At 69.4% G+C, this 13,324-nt stretch carries 14 protein-coding genes; 7 read left to right on the top strand and 7 right to left on the bottom strand.

Annotation, left to right across the window (positions count from 1 at the left end):
* The first annotated feature begins 147 nt into the window (after positions 1 to 147).
* Positions 148 to 2,682, top strand: a complete 2,535-nt coding sequence (locus tag HDA40_RS21625; protein ID WP_253758721.1) for an ATP-dependent Clp protease ATP-binding subunit — start codon at positions 148 to 150, stop codon at positions 2,680 to 2,682.
* Between the two features lie 57 nt (positions 2,683 to 2,739).
* On the opposite strand, the gene HDA40_RS21620 is transcribed toward HDA40_RS21625, so the two are convergent.
* A complete protein-coding gene (locus HDA40_RS21620) occupies positions 2,740 to 3,693 on the bottom strand; it encodes a polysaccharide deacetylase family protein (protein WP_253758719.1) in 954 nt (317 codons plus the stop codon).
* Positions 3,694 to 3,745: 52 nt separating this feature from the next.
* Positions 3,746 to 4,657, bottom strand: coding sequence for an HhH-GPD family protein (locus HDA40_RS21615; protein WP_253758717.1), 912 nt, complete (start codon positions 4,655 to 4,657; stop codon positions 3,746 to 3,748).
* A gap of 51 nt (positions 4,658 to 4,708) precedes the next feature.
* On the opposite strand from HDA40_RS21615, the gene HDA40_RS21610 reads away from it, so the two are divergent.
* The 3 genes from HDA40_RS21610 to HDA40_RS21600 all read left to right on the top strand — a co-directional run bounded on the left by HDA40_RS21610 (position 4,709) and on the right by HDA40_RS21600 (position 6,517).
* Positions 4,709 to 5,224, top strand: coding sequence for a glycine cleavage system transcriptional repressor (locus HDA40_RS21610; RefSeq protein ID WP_253758714.1), 516 nt, complete (start codon positions 4,709 to 4,711; stop codon positions 5,222 to 5,224).
* Positions 5,221 to 5,772, top strand: coding sequence for a peptide deformylase (gene def / locus HDA40_RS21605; protein ID WP_253758712.1), 552 nt, complete (start codon positions 5,221 to 5,223; stop codon positions 5,770 to 5,772). The genes HDA40_RS21610 and def overlap by 4 nt, the downstream gene beginning before the upstream one ends.
* A gap of 67 nt (positions 5,773 to 5,839) precedes the next feature.
* Complete coding sequence (locus tag HDA40_RS21600; RefSeq protein ID WP_253758710.1) at positions 5,840 to 6,517, top strand: hypothetical protein; 678 nt, start codon at positions 5,840 to 5,842, stop codon at positions 6,515 to 6,517.
* 4 nt (positions 6,518 to 6,521) lie between these two features.
* On the opposite strand, the gene disA is transcribed toward HDA40_RS21600, so the two are convergent.
* From disA to HDA40_RS21575, 5 genes are all read right to left on the bottom strand, one after another.
* Positions 6,522 to 7,589, bottom strand: coding sequence for a DNA integrity scanning diadenylate cyclase DisA (gene disA, locus HDA40_RS21595; RefSeq protein ID WP_253763720.1), 1,068 nt, complete (start codon positions 7,587 to 7,589; stop codon positions 6,522 to 6,524).
* A 42-nt stretch (positions 7,590 to 7,631) separates the two neighbouring features.
* Positions 7,632 to 9,059 (bottom strand): DNA repair protein RadA, encoded by a 1,428-nt coding sequence (radA, locus tag HDA40_RS21590; protein WP_253758708.1) that lies wholly within the window; start codon positions 9,057 to 9,059, stop codon positions 7,632 to 7,634.
* Positions 9,060 to 9,135: 76 nt separating this feature from the next.
* Positions 9,136 to 9,960, bottom strand: coding sequence for a hypothetical protein (locus HDA40_RS21585; protein ID WP_253758706.1), 825 nt, complete (start codon positions 9,958 to 9,960; stop codon positions 9,136 to 9,138).
* A 137-nt stretch (positions 9,961 to 10,097) separates the two neighbouring features.
* A complete protein-coding gene (locus HDA40_RS21580) occupies positions 10,098 to 10,769 on the bottom strand; it encodes a UbiA family prenyltransferase (protein ID WP_253758704.1) in 672 nt (223 codons plus the stop codon).
* On the bottom strand, positions 10,766 to 11,284 hold the full coding sequence (locus tag HDA40_RS21575; protein WP_253763968.1) for a hypothetical protein: 519 nt from the start codon (positions 11,282 to 11,284) through the stop codon (positions 10,766 to 10,768). Before HDA40_RS21575 ends, HDA40_RS21580 begins: the two co-directional genes overlap by 4 nt.
* 283 nt (positions 11,285 to 11,567) lie before the next feature.
* On the opposite strand from HDA40_RS21575, the gene HDA40_RS21570 reads away from it, so the two are divergent.
* Genes HDA40_RS21570 through ispF form a run of 3 tightly spaced genes read left to right on the top strand, consistent with a single transcriptional unit; the run spans position 11,568 to position 13,289 of the window.
* Positions 11,568 to 12,053 carry a CarD family transcriptional regulator gene (locus tag HDA40_RS21570; protein WP_027346704.1) on the top strand — a complete coding sequence of 162 codons (486 nt, stop codon included), beginning with the start codon at positions 11,568 to 11,570 and terminating at the stop codon, positions 12,051 to 12,053.
* 7 nt (positions 12,054 to 12,060) lie between these two features.
* The gene (gene ispD, locus HDA40_RS21565; RefSeq protein ID WP_253758701.1) at positions 12,061 to 12,783 is read left to right on the top strand and encodes a 2-C-methyl-D-erythritol 4-phosphate cytidylyltransferase; all 723 of its coding nucleotides are present in this window, start codon (positions 12,061 to 12,063) and stop codon (positions 12,781 to 12,783) included.
* Positions 12,780 to 13,289: a 2-C-methyl-D-erythritol 2,4-cyclodiphosphate synthase gene (ispF, locus tag HDA40_RS21560; protein WP_253758698.1), complete on the top strand. Its 510-nt coding sequence runs from the start codon at positions 12,780 to 12,782 to the stop codon at positions 13,287 to 13,289. The genes ispD and ispF overlap by 4 nt, the downstream gene beginning before the upstream one ends.
* Positions 13,290 to 13,324 lie beyond the last annotated feature (35 nt).

Below are 13,324 nucleotides of genomic sequence, written 5' to 3'. Positions count from 1 at the left end.
TCCAGGCCGCTTTGTCATAGACGGAAAGTGACCAACCGGATACACAACGGTGACCAGACCGACGGTCAGCGGACCCCAGCGGTGTCGGCGGTCAGCGATAGAGTGATGAGAAAGCCGCGAAGCGCGGTAAACGTGAGGAGCTCGGAGATGTTTGAGCGGTTCACCGACCGAGCGCGTCGGGTGGTGGTTCTGGCCCAGGAAGAGGCCAGGATGCTCAACCACAACTACATCGGAACCGAGCACATCCTGCTCGGCCTGATCCACGAGGGCGAGGGCGTCGCGGCGAAGGCGCTGGAGAGTCTCGGCATCTCGCTGGAGGGTGTCCGCCAGCAGGTGGAGGAGATCATCGGTCAGGGCCAGCAGGCCCCGAGCGGCCACATCCCCTTCACCCCCCGCGCCAAGAAGGTGCTGGAGCTGAGCCTGCGGGAGGCGCTGCAGCTCGGCCACAACTACATCGGCACGGAGCACATCCTGCTCGGGCTGATCCGCGAGGGCGAGGGCGTCGCCGCCCAGGTGCTCGTGAAGCTCGGTGCCGACCTCAACCGGGTCCGGCAGCAGGTCATTCAGCTGCTCTCGGGCTACCAGGGCAAGGAGCCGGCGGCCGCCGGAACCAGCGCGACGGGCGAGACCGCGCCGTCGACGAGCCTGGTGCTGGACCAGTTCGGTCGTAACCTGACCCAGTCGGCGCGGGAGGGCAAGCTCGACCCCGTGATCGGTCGGGAGAAGGAGATCGAGCGGGTCATGCAGGTGTTGTCCCGCCGGACGAAGAACAATCCTGTGCTGATCGGTGAGCCGGGCGTCGGTAAGACGACGGTGGTCGAGGGTCTGGCGCAGAAGATCGTCAAGGGCGAGGTGCCGGAGACGCTCAAGGACAAGCAGCTGTACACGCTGGACCTGGGCGCTCTGGTGGCCGGTTCCCGGTATCGCGGTGACTTCGAGGAGCGCCTGAAGAAGGTCCTCAAGGAGATCCGCACGCGCGGCGACATCATCCTGTTCATCGACGAGATCCACACCTTGGTCGGCGCGGGCGCCGCCGAGGGCGCGATCGACGCGGCGAGCATCCTCAAGCCGATGCTGGCCCGGGGTGAGCTGCAGACCATCGGCGCGACCACGCTGGACGAGTACCGCAAGCACCTGGAGAAGGACGCGGCGCTGGAGCGGCGCTTCCAGCCGATCCAGGTCGGCGAGCCCTCGGTGGCCCACACCATCGAGATGCTGAAGGGGTTGCGGGATCGGTATGAGGCGCATCATCGGGTGACGATCACCGATGCGGCGTTGGTGGCGGCGGCGAATCTGGCCGATCGGTATATCTCTGACCGGTATCTGCCGGACAAGGCGATCGATTTGATCGATGAGGCGGGGGCGCGGATGCGTATCCGTCGGATGACTGCTCCGCCGGACCTGCGGGACTTCGATGAGAAGATCGCTCAGGTGCGTCGGGACAAGGAGTCGGCGATCGACGCGCAGGACTTCGAGCGGGCCGCGCAGCTGCGGGACAAGGAGAAGACGCTGCTGCAGCAGAAGGCTCAGCGGGAGAAGGAGTGGAAGGCCGGCGACCTCGATGTGGTGAGTGAGGTCGACGACGAGCAGATCGCTGAGGTGTTGGCGAACTGGACCGGTATTCCGGTGTACAAGCTGACCGAGGAGGAGACCGCTCGGCTGCTGCGGATGGAAGACGAGCTGCATAAGCGGGTCGTCGGTCAGATCGACGCGGTCAAGGCGGTGTCCAAGGCGATCCGGCGTACGCGGGCGGGTTTGAAGGACCCCAAGCGGCCCAGCGGCTCGTTCATTTTCGCCGGTCCGTCGGGTATCGGTAAGACGGAGCTGTCGAAGGCTCTGGCGGAGTTCCTGTTCGGGTCTGAGGATGCGCTGATCCAGCTGGACATGTCGGAGTTCCATGACCGGTACACGGTGTCGCGTCTGGTTGGCGCCCCGCCCGGATATGTGGGCTATGACGAGGGTGGTCAGCTGACGGAGAAGGTGCGCCGGCGGCCGTTCTCGGTGGTGTTGTTCGATGAGATCGAGAAGGCTCATCCGGATGTGTTCAACACGTTGCTGCAGATTCTGGAGGACGGTCGGCTGACCGATGGTCAGGGGCGCATCGTGGACTTCAAGAACACGGTGATCATCTTGACGACGAACTTGGGTACGCGGGATGTGGCCAAGGCGGTGTCGTTGGGGTTCGCGGCCAGTAATGATCTGGACTCGAACTATGAGCGGATGAAGCAGAAGGTCAACGACGAGCTGAAGAACCATTTCCGGCCGGAGTTCTTGAACCGTATTGATGACACGATCGTGTTCCACCAGCTCAGTGAGGACAACATCCTTGAGATCGTGGACATCATGATCAAGCGGATCGAGGCTCAGCTGCGTAACAAGGACATGACGCTGGAGTTGACCGGGAACGCGAAGCGGTGGCTGGCCAAGAAGGGTTGGGACCCGGTGATGGGTGCCCGTCCGCTGCGCCGGACCATTCAGCGGGAGATCGAGGACTCGCTGTCGGAGCGGATCCTGTTCAACGAGCTCAAGTCCGGGCAGAAGGTCGTCGTCGACTGCGAAGGCGACCCGTCCGACATCGAGAACTCCAAGCTCGTCTTCCTCGGATCGACGCGGGAGACCGAGCACGAGGCGGATGCCGAGGCGACTCCGGTCGCCGCGGCGCCGACCGAGTCGGCTGCCTGATAGATCGCGAAACAAGAAAGGGCGGGCCCGCGGGCCCGCCCTTTCTGCATGATTCGATCAGCCGTCGCACGCTCCGGCGCACGATCCCTGGACGTACTGCTCGAGCAGGGCGGGCTGAACGCCGGACTGCTTCATCTTGGTCAGCACCGCCAGGAAGTCGTCCGGGTACGCCGGCCGGAAATGCATCAGCACGATGTGCCCGGGCTGGATGGTGTGGTTGCTGGTCTGGTACCGGACCTTGCCCTTGTCGACCGTCTCGGTCCAGTAGAAGACCACCTTCTGCCCGCATTCCCGGGCGACCTGGAGGGTGGTGTCGTCGTAGTTGCCGTACGGCGGGCGGAACAGCGTCGGGCGCCGGCCGAAGAGCTTGCCGAGCCGGTCGGCCGCATCGCAGATCTCGTGGTGCTGGAAGGCGTACGTCTTGCCCTTCAGGGAGGTGTGCGTGATCGTGTGGTTCTCGATCACCGCCCCGGACGCCTGGAGCGCCTTGAAGTAGTCGGTGTGCCCCTCGACGTACTGCAGGGTCAGGAACAGGGTGATGCGTACGCCGGACGCCTTGAGCAGCTGCAACGCCATCGGGTGCCGCGTCGCGCCGTCGTCGATGGTCAGGAAGGCCACCTTCTGCGTCGTCGGCACCTTGAACCACAGCGGCGAACTGGTCCCGGCGTCCACGTTGACCGACGCCGGCGGCGGCAGTGGGCCGAACTGCGGGAGTCGGCTCGTGTACCAGGCCAGATCCTTCACCGTGCTCGCCGACGGGCTGGGCCGCTTGGTCGGCGAGGACGACGGCTTGCCCGACGGGCTGTCCGACGGCGACGGTGAAGCCTCCAGCGTCGGATCGAGCGTCGGCTCGTCGCCGGCGGGCGCCGAGGTCGGCGGCGGGACGAAGGTGGGCTGCTTCGACGGTCCGCTGCCGCAGGCGGCCACGACGGCGGTGAGCAGCGCCAAGGACGCGGCGATGCTCAGCCGGAGGCCGGTGTGCGACATAGGACGGTTGCGGCGGGGGCTCACGGGCGAAGCGTAAGCTGGTAGCGCGCTGAGCGCCACCAATCAGGCGACGACTTTAATCACCGAGTCGCGCCGTGTTCATCACCGAATCTTGCCGCGTCTCGCCCGCAAGTGCGAAGCGGTCCCGGCCCGACCTGGTCACCAGGCCGTCGGCGAGCAGGCTGGCCAAGGCTCGGTCGCGTTGCTCCGGCAGATGCCAGAGCACCGCGATGCGGTCGCCCGGCACCGGTTCACTGCTCCCCCGCAGCTCGGCCATGATCAACCCCCGAACCTGCCGGTCGGTGCCCGCGTACCCCTGGGGTCGGCGCGAGGGTCCGGTGCTCGCCGGCCGCCCCGCGGCCAGCCAGGCACACGAGCTGGTCAGTGGGCAGTCCGCGCAGTTCTGGTTACGGGCCGTGCAGATCACTGCCCCCAGCTCCATGTACGCCGCACTGACGCGGGCGGCGACCGCTGGTTCGGCCGGCAGCAACCCCTCGACCAAGGCGAGATCGGCCGGTGTGGTCGCGGGACCGGGCTCGGCGGCCCCGCTGACCGCGCGGGCGGCCAGTCGTCGCACGTTCACGTCGACCACCGGGTGCCGCTGCCCGTACGCGAACGCGGCGACCGCCCGAGCGGTGTAGTCCCCGATGCCGGGCAGCGCCAACAACTGCTCCAGCCGGGAGGGCACCTCGCCGTCGTGGCGTTCGACGATCGCCGCCGCACAGGCGTGCAACCGCATCGCCCGGCGCGGGTAGCCGAGCCGGCCCCAGGCGCGGATGGCGTCGGCGGCGGTGTCCGCGGCGAGATGAGCCGGGGTGGGCCAGCGGCGTACCCAGTCGGTCCAGACCGGCAGGACGCGGCTGACCGGCGTCTGCTGGAGCATCACCTCGCTGACGAGGATCGGCCACGCCCCCACACCGGGTACGCGCCACGGCAGGTCACGGGCGTTGCGCTCGAACCAGTCCAGAGCGACCTCGGCGATCGGCATGTCCCCCACCCTACGTGCCGTCCCGGAGGGTGGACGGAGCACAATGCACCGATGACCGAACTCGCCGTCACCGTGCTCGGACACGACCGTCCGGGCATCGTCGCCGACGTCGCCGGAGTCCTCTCGACGCTCGGGGCGAACCTCACCGACTCGACCATGACCCGGTTGCGTGGGCACTTCGCGATGACTCTGATCTGCGCCGGAGAACTGTCCGTCGGGCAGGTCGAGGAGGCGCTGCGCCCGCTGACCGCCGACGGTCGCCTGCTCGTCGGCGTACGCGAGGTCGGCGCGGACGAGGACAGCCCGAGTGCCGGCGTTCCCCACCTGGTGAGCGTGCACGGCGCCGACCGGCTCGGCATCGTGGCGGCGGTGACCCGGGCGCTGGCCGAGGCCGGCGGCAACATCACCGATCTGTCGACCCGGCTGGTCGGGCCGCTCTACGTGCTGGTGGCCGAGGTCGAGCTACCGAAGGACAGCACCGAGGCGGTCGCCGCCCGGCTGGCCGAGGTCAGCGAGGAACTGGGCGTCGAGGTGACGCTCCGGCGGACCGAGGCGGACCTGCTGTGACCTCCGACAACGAACTGGCCCGCTACGAGTCGCTGGGCGTCGAGGGCGCCGTCCGGCCGGTGCTGACCGCACCTCATCCGGCGCTGGCGCGACCGGGTGAGCTGGTCGACCCGACCGATCCCGAGGTGGTACGCCTCGCCGCCGACCTGTTCGCGACGATGCGGGTCTCCCCCGGGTGTGTCGGGCTGGCCGCGCCGCAGGTAGGCGTCTCGGCCCGGCTGTTCGTCGTGGACGTGACCGGGCATCCGAAGAGCAACACGGTGCACGGGGCGTACGCCCTGGCCAACGCCGAGATCGTCGAGTCCACCCGCTGGCGGCCCGGCCGCGAGGGCTGCATGTCGGTGCCCGATCTGACCGGGGACGTCAAACGAGCCAGCCGCGTCGTCGTGGTGGGGGAGGCGCCCGGTACCGGCGCGAAGATCACGCTCACGACCGACGCCTTCGAGGCTCGCGCGCTCCAGCACGAGATCGACCACTGTGCCGGCCTGCTGTTCCTGGACCGGGTCAGCGGCGCGCACGCCCTCTATCAGCGCAAGGTCTACTTGTGACTGTCGGCCGTCCGGTGGTGTGTCGGCGCTTTGCGCAGGAGCGCCCTGGCATTAGCGTGTGGGCATTATGAGACTCACGGTGGGTCCGTTGCCGGCCGCTGTCTATTGGCGTCGGCGCGCGGTAGTGCTCGGAGGCGTGCTGATCGTCGCACTCCTCGTCTCATACGCGTGCACGTCGGGCCCTAAAACCTCGGCGTCGGGCAATCCCAGTTCGACGAGGAGCCCCAGCGCCGCGGCGACGGGGAACAACGTCCCCGCCAACGAGGTCTCCCCGACGGCGAGCCCGTCCGCCTCGGCCGCGCCGACCCAGACCGCGCTGGCCAGCGACGAACCCGTGGACCCGCGCGCGTGCACGGACGCCGAGCTGAAGGTGACCGCGAAGCCGGTTCAGACCAGCGTCAACCGGGGCGCCAGCGTCTTGATCTACCTGTACATCAAGAACGTGTCCAACCGGACCTGCACCCGTGACATCGGCCCGGACCTGCAGGAGCTGCGGGTGGTTCAGGGCGCGGAGAAGATCTGGTCCTCGGACGACTGCGACCCGCCCCGGGGCACGAACGTGCACACCTTCCAGCAGGGGCTGGAGGTGTCGTTCAACGTCGAGTGGAACGGCAAGCTCAGCACCTCGTGCAGCACGACGGCGAAGCGTACGCCGACCGGGCCGGCGCCCGATCCGGGTAAGTATCAGGTCGTCGGCCGGGTCGGCACGAAGCTGAGCGACGGGGTCACCCTCACCATCAAGTGAGGCGTCAGACGTAACGCTCCAGGATGGACGCCTCCGCGAGGCGGGACAGCCCTTCGCGTACGCCTCGGGCGCGGGCGTCGCCCACCCCGTCGACCGCCTGGAGATCCTCGACCGTCGCCCCGAGCAGCCGCTGCAGGCTGCCGAAATGGTCGACGAGCCGGTCGACGACCGCCCCGGGCAGCCGGGGGACCTTGGCGAGCAGCCGGAAGCCGCGCGGGCTGACGGCGGCGTCGAGCGCCTCGGTGGAAGCCGGGTAGCCCATCGCGCGGGCGACCGCCACGAGGTCGATCAGCTCGGTGGCGCTGAGCATGTCCAACTCCACCAGCGCCTCATCCGCCGTACGCGCCTTGCGGCCGGTCGGCAGGTAGTCGCGGATCACGAGGGTGCGGTCGGCGTCGACGCCCGCCATCAGCTCGTCGAGCTGGAGCGACAGCAGCCGGCCGTCGGTGCCCAGTTCCACCACGTAACCCGCGATCTCGTCGGAGATCCGGCGGACCATCTCCAGGCGCTGCACGACGGCCAACGCGTCGCGTACCGTCACGAGATCCTCGATCTCGAGCGCGGACAGCGTGCCGCTGACCTCGTCGAGCCGGAGCTTGTAGCGCTCCAGCGTGGCCAGGGCCTGGTTGGCCCGGGAGAGGATGGCGGCCGAGTCGTCGAGGACGTGTCGGGTGCTGTTGATGTAGAGCCCGATGATGCGCATGGACTGGCTGACCGAGATGACCGGGAAGCCGGTCTGCTTGGCCACCCGCTCGGCGGTGCGGTGCCGGGTGCCGGACTCCTCGGACGGGATGGAGGGGTCGGGCATCAGGTGGACCGCGGCGCGCAGGATGCGGGTGCCGTCCGTCGACAGGACGACGGCACCGTCCATCTTGCACAGCTCGCGGAGCCGCGTCGCGGAGAACTCCACGTCGAGCGGGAAACCGCCGGTGCAGATGGACTCGACCGTCTTGTCGTGACCGAGCACGATCAGCGCACCGGTCCGCCCCCGGAGGATGCGTTCGAGGCTGTCGCGCAGCGGGGTGCCCGGGGCCATCCGGGCGAGGGTGGCCCGGATCGGATCGCCACCCATGGCGTTCCAGCTCGGTTCGCGTTCGCTCGGCACGGCCACAGTCTACGGGGTTCGCTCGGCGGCGAGCAGCGCCGACATCTTGAGGGCTTCCGGTAGATCCGCGACCTCGTGCACCTTCAGACCGGCCGGGCCCGTTCCCTTGGCGGGCGCGCAGCCGGCCGGCACCAAAGCCACGGTGAAACCCAGGCGGGCGGCCTCGGCGAGGCGCTGCGAGACGTTGCCGATCCGCCGGATCTCCCCGGTCAGGCCGACCTCGCCGACGGCCACGAGGTTGGGGACGGTGGCGAGGTTCACCTTGGCCGACGCGATGGCCAGCGCCATGGCGAGGTCGACCGAAGGCTCGGTGACTTTGATGCCGCCCACGGTCGAGGCGAACACCTCGCGTTCGTGCAGACCCTTGCCCGGGCCTCGGCGTTCCAGCACGGCAAGCAGCATGGCCAGCCGGGCCGAGTCGAGGCCGGAGACGGTCCGCCGGGGTGAGCCGTTGGCCGGGCTCGCGCCGATCAGCGCCTGGACCTCGGTGACCAGCGCGCGGCGGCCCTCCATCACCACGGTGCAGCAAGTGCCGGGCACGGGCTCGGCATGCCTGGTCATGAACAGCCCTGAGGGATCGGGCAGCGAGGCGATGCCGGTCTCGTGCATCTCGAAGCAGCCGACCTCGTCCACGCTGCCGAACCGGTTCTTGAGCCCCCGGATGAGCCGGAGCGAGGAGTGCTTGTCCCCCTCGAACTGCAGCACGACGTCGACCAGGTGCTCCAGGACGCGCGGTCCGGCGACGTTGCCGTCCTTGGTGACGTGGCCCACGAGGATCGTCGCGATGCCGCGCTCCTTCGCCGTCGCGATCAGCGCTGCGGTCACCGCCCGGACCTGGGTGACGCCGCCCGGTACGCCGTCGGAGGTGGGCGAGGAGAAGGTCTGGACACTGTCGACGATGAGCAGGCCGGGCCGGACCGCGTCGACGTGGCCGAGCAGCGCCGCGAGATCGGTCTCGGCCGCCAGGTAGAGGCGCTCGTGGAGGGTCTGCATCCGTTCGGCCCGCAGCCGGACCTGGCTGACCGACTCTTCGCCGCTGACGACCAGCGAATTGCTCCCGGAGTGGACGGCCCATTGCTGGGCCACGTCGAGGAGCAGCGTGGACTTGCCGACCCCAGGCTCGCCGGCGAGCAGCACGACGCCGCCCGGCACCAGACCTCCACCCAGTACGCGATCCAGCTCGCTGACATGGGTCGGGACGGCTCGGGCCGGAACAGGGCTGATCTCAGCGATCGGCCGGGCGGGCTCGCCGGGCATGCGCGGCGAGATCTGGCGCAACGCCATCGGGGCGGCCGCGGCCGGGGCCGACTCCACGACCGAGCCCCACTCGCCGCACTCCGGGCAGCGGCCCACCCATTTCGGCGGCTGGTAGCCGCAGGCGTCGCAGAGGAACGCGGGCCGGGGAGCCTTCGCCGGCGCCTTGGTCGGTCGGGTCACGTCGAGAACCGTAGCGTCCCCTTACGACAAACGAGGGCGGACCCGACCGGGCCCGCCCTCGTTTCAGCGAAAGGTGCTACTCGTGCTTGACCTCGATCGACCCGCGGGGCTGCGGCGAGAGCGGGTTCGACAGCGGCACCCGGCAGATGGCCTGGCCATTGGCGAAGACGCAGGAGTCGTTCGGGCGCGCCGTCGGGGCCGCGTCGGCCGCCGGCGAGGCGGGCGTCTGGTTGAGCTGCAGGTCGGTGCCCACCGTGAACTGGAAGGCGACGCTGCGGACCAGGTCGCCGGGCTTGAGTGCCTCGGTCAGGCCCTGCAGGACGAGCGACTGGCCCTCGCCCTGGCCGAAGGAGACGAAGCCGCCCGACGGGATCGTGAAGGTGGCCGGGCCGCTGGGTGCGGCACTGGTCGCCGACGGGCTCGCCTTCGGGCTGGCCGACCCGGTCGCGGTCGGGCTGGCCGTGCCGGTGGCCGTCGGGCTTGCGGTGGCCGTGGGGGACGGGGACTCGGTGGGCTGAGCGGACGCGCCGCCCTTGCCCACGGTCACCGAGGCGGCTGCACCGGGCGCGGTGACGGCGACCTTCAGCGGCTGCGGGGTGTCGTTGAAGATGCCGACCTGCAGCTGGGCCGAGCCGCCCTTGGCGTACCCCTTGTTGGTGTCGTAGACGACCGCGAGATCGCGGAGCGCGATGCTGCCGCCCTGCGTCGCGGGGTTGCTGCTGTTCACGTAGAACGTCTGGTTCACGCCAGGCACCGCGGGCGCCATGTACGCCGTCTGCGTGACCTGTCCGGCGCTGCACGCGCCCAGGGCGGTGGTCGCCGCGGCCAGGGCGGCGAGCGCGATGGCCCGGCCCGTGCTCTTCCGGGCGAACCGGGCGGGGAGCTCAGTCACGCGCGTCACGTCGGTCCTCCTCAGACCCATGAAGGCTGTGCGCTCAGGGGGGCCGGCGACGGCCGGTCTACGGGCGCAATTCCTTCGACAGACTAGTTGGCGGAGATCCGCTGCCTTCGCCGACCCGCCCATCCGCTCAGGCGGAGTTAGAGGAGTGCAAATACGGCCAGGCCAGTAAGGATGGCGCCGACGGCACGGGAGCGGGACTCGCCGAGGCGCTGCGGCAGCCCGCGTACGCCGGTCGCGTCATCCATCTCCAGATCGGGGACGGCGTTGAGCAGATGAGCCGCCCCGCCGAAGCAGGCCGCGGCTACCACCAGCTGTCCCGGCGGGGTGGCTGGGACGGCGGCGATGATGAACATCGGGATCGCGGCGAACGACACCAGGTACGGGACGATCGAGAAGACGGTGCCCTTGAGCGGCCAGTTGTAGAGCTGGGCGCTGACCAGCCCGACGACGGCCGCGCCGGCCGCCAGGGGACGTGTGGACGAGACGGCCAAGGCGATCATGGCGAGTGAGGCGATCAGGGCGGCGGTGGCGACCCACGGCCGGCCCTGGGGCCATTCGAGGGCCAGCGGCTTGTCGGCACGGCGTACGGCCCGGTCCCGGTCGGCGTCGATCGCGTCGTTGGCCCAGCCCACGGCCAGTTGACTCGTCCCGACCACCCCGGCGACGAGAAGCACCCCGGCCGTGCGGTGCCCCACCGCGTACGCGATGAGGCCGCTCAGGATGGTGACGGCAGCGACGGGAGCGGGATGGCAGCAGCGCAGCAACGCCGAGACGGGCCATAGCGCGCTCCCGGTGCTCCCCGCGCTCATGAAGTGCTCGGTGGGGGGCTGACCGAGGCGGCGCTCGCCGAGGTGGCGATCACCGAGGCGCTCGCCGTGGCCGAAACGTCGGCGACCGACGGACTGGCGCCCGTGGACGTCGAGGCCGTGGCGGAGGCTGTGACGACGGTGTTACCGGTCGGCGGCACGCTCTTGGCCGGCATCGGGGTCGGGTTGTCCCGGGGCGACATCACCCCGCTCCAGGTGACCGCGATGAGACCGACCAGGGTGATCAGCACGGCGATGGCCAGGATCAGCAGCGGGAGAAGCGCGGACGGCTCGTCCGGATCGTCGATCTGCTCAGGCAGGTGCAGGCGGCGGCGCCAGACTCGCATCCGCTCGGCCCGGCGGGCCCGGCGGGCGGCCCGGCGCAGTTCGCGACGGACGATCTCGGCCTCTTCATCGAGCTCTGCCGGATCGTCCGGGATCACGACCTCGCCCCATTCGGGTGGAAGGTCGGGAAGCCCGTTCCCCAGCGTGCCCATCGCCCCGGACTCCTCCTGCATGGTGGCTTTCAGTGTGCCGCTGCGGGCGGCCGAGCGCCAGACGTTCTTCGCCTCGACGTTCGGGACTTTCAGTCAACTACCGGGCACTCTCCGTCACCAACGGCTCCTCTGGCATCCTTGGGATACCCACCTAAACCGGTCGTCATGCCTCTTCTTCGCGGATCCCGCAAGCCGGAGTGCTCACTATTACAGGCACTGTGAGCTGCGCTAACGGTGAGACGCAGGGTGGGACATCAGTGCGGAGCCGTGTTACCCTAGACACAGCGAAAGGGGTTTCGTACCTATGGTTTTCAGTGTCGGCGAGACCGTTGTCTACCCCCACCACGGGGCCGCACTCATCGAGGCTATCGAGACTCGCATCATCAAGGGTGAGGAAAAGCAGTACCTCGTCCTTCGTGTCGCTCAAGGCGATCTGACGGTGCGCGTCCCCGCTGAGAACGCCGAGATCGTCGGCGTGCGCGAGGTCGTTGGAGAAGAGGGCCTGACCAAGGTCTTCGATGTCCTGCGAGCTCCGCACACCGAGGAGCCGACCAACTGGTCGCGGCGTTACAAGGCGAACCTGGAGAAGCTGGCCTCCGGCAATCCGCTCAAGGTCGCCGAGGTCGTGCGAGACCTCTGGCGGCGCGAGCGCGAGCGTGGCCTCTCGGCCGGAGAGAAGCGCATGCTCGCGAAGGCTCGCGACATCCTCGTCGGCGAGGTGGCTCTCGCCGAGCGGAGCACCAAGGACGAGGCTGAGGTTCTGCTCGACAAGGTGCTGCACGAGGCATAACACCCCCGTGATCGAAAAACTCGCAGACCGCGGCATCACCACATCAAGTGGTGATGCCGCGGTTCTCGTTCCCGCCGCGGGGGCCGGTGTACGGCTCGGTGGCGACGTTCCCAAGGCGCTACGTGAACTGCGCGGCGAATCATTGCTCGTACACGCGGTCAAGCGGGCGGCCGCCGCGGCGTCGGTTCGGTTGATCGTCGTCGCCGCTCCCCCGCACCTCGTCAGCGAGGTCCGAGAACTGCTGACGGGGGTCGACGCGGACCTGGTCGTGGTGGCCGGGGGAGCCAGCCGTCAGGACTCCGTCGCCCGGGCCCTGGCCGTGGTCCCTGAGGGGATCGACATCGTGCTCGTCCACGACGCCGCTCGGGCGCTCACCCCGCCGGAGCTGGTCGACGCCGTCGCCTCAGCGGTACGCGCAGGGCACGGCGCTGTCATCCCGGTGCTTCCGGTGGTCGACACGATCAAGCGCGTCGACTCGAACGGAGACGTCGCCGCGACCGTCGACCGCAGCGAGCTGCGAGCCGTGCAGACTCCGCAGGGCTTCCGGCGTGAGGTGCTGGTCAAGGCACACGCGGAAGCGGGCGGTGAGCATACCGACGACGCCGGGATGGTGGAGCGGCTCGGCCTGCCGGTGCACTGCGTACCGGGGTCGGAGCTGGCCCTCAAGATCACCCGGCCGGTCGATCTGATCATCGCCGAAGCACTACTGACGGCGGAGGTGGCCCCGTGAGGGTCGGCATCGGCACTGACATCCACGCGTTCGGCGAAGACCGCGAGTGCTGGGTCGCCGGGTTGCACTGGCCCGGCGAGCGTGGCCTCGACGGGCACTCCGACGGCGACGTCGCCGCCCACGCGGCCTGCAACGCGCTGTTCACCGCGGCCGGGCTGGGCGATCTCGGCGCGAACTTCGGCGTCGACCGGCCCGAGTTCCGGGGCGCGGCCGGCGTGACACTCCTGGCCGAGGCAGCCCGGCTGGTCCGAGCCGCCGGATTCGAGATCGGCAACGTCTCCGTGCAGGTCATCGGAGTGGCCCCGCGGATCGGCAAGCGCCGGGCGGAAGCGGAGAAAGTGCTCTCCGAAGCGGCGGGCGCACCGATCACCCTGTCCGGCGCGACCACGGACGGGCTCGGTTTCACCGGCCGGGCCGAAGGGCTGGCGGCGGTTGCGGTCGCCCTCCTGACTCCCGCTCCCGCGAGCCGCGCGGAGTTACCTGCGGATCACGGTTACGCAGGCTAAGAACCGCTCGGGAAGCATGCATAACTGTGATCCGC

Origin of the sequence: Hamadaea flava (assembly GCF_024172085.1) — a bacterium.
Taxonomy (GTDB): Bacteria; Actinomycetota; Actinomycetes; order Mycobacteriales; family Micromonosporaceae; genus Hamadaea; species Hamadaea flava.
The sequence above is the reverse complement of the archived record's forward strand: the minus strand, read 5'-3'. Positions and strand labels throughout refer to the sequence as shown.